1 protein-coding gene and 1 pseudogene are annotated in these 728 nt (G+C 66.6%); both read left to right on the top strand.

Features of this window, described 5'->3' with window-relative positions:
- Positions 1 to 384, top strand: a 384-nt coding sequence (locus tag AC1D00_RS43890; protein WP_477015039.1) for an aspartate/glutamate racemase family protein, incomplete at its 5' end; no start/stop codon positions are given.
- A gap of 147 nt (positions 385 to 531) precedes the next feature.
- A pseudogene (locus tag AC1D00_RS43885) lies at positions 532 to 728 on the top strand (AMP-binding protein); the annotation flags it as partial.

Raw genomic sequence — 728 nt, 5'->3', positions numbered from 1 at the left:
AGGCTGCCTGCGGTGGGCATCGGCGAGTCGTCGATGCTGGAGGCCGCCGAAGCTGGCCGCCGCTTCGGTGTGGCGACCACGACGCCGCTGCTCAAGTCGAAGATCGACGCGTTGCCGGACACGCTGGGATTGCGATCGTGCTACACCGGCACGCGCTTTGCCGAAGGCGATCCGAACGAGCTGATGCGCGATCCGGCGCGGCTGCGTGCAGCCCTCGCCGGCGCGGTCGAGGCCTGCATCGCGCAGGACGGGGCGGAGGCTGTCATCATCGGCGGCGGGCCGCTGGGGGAAGCCGCGCGCGAGCTTCAGCCGATGTTCACTGTCCCTGTCATCGCGCCGATCCCGTCGGCCGTAAGGCGGATCGTTCGCCTCGTCACGGCGTAACGTCTGCTTTTTCCGCGCCGCGGCATCGGCCGTGATGCGGAAAACTGTTTTCCTTGACATGAAGTGTGCGGTGCTCGACGTGTAACGATGCCGAGCGACGGCACGCGCGTGCCCTCGCGAAAAGAAAAACAGCACCGGGATGACGTCATGAACGCGGGCCTCAGCGAAAAGGACTACCTCGCCACCCTGCGCGGCTTGTGGGACAAGGCCTGGCCGAAGGGCATGCCGCGTTCGCCGAACTATCTGCACGGCGAAGTTCCCTTGACGGAATATCTGCGCGCCTGGGCGAAGCGGAGCCCGGATCGTCCCGCGGTGATCTTCTACGGGCACGTCACCACCTACGC

It is taken from the genome of Bradyrhizobium sp. P2_E8 (assembly GCF_056403875.1).
This window is presented reverse-complemented; position numbering and strand designations above follow the sequence as displayed.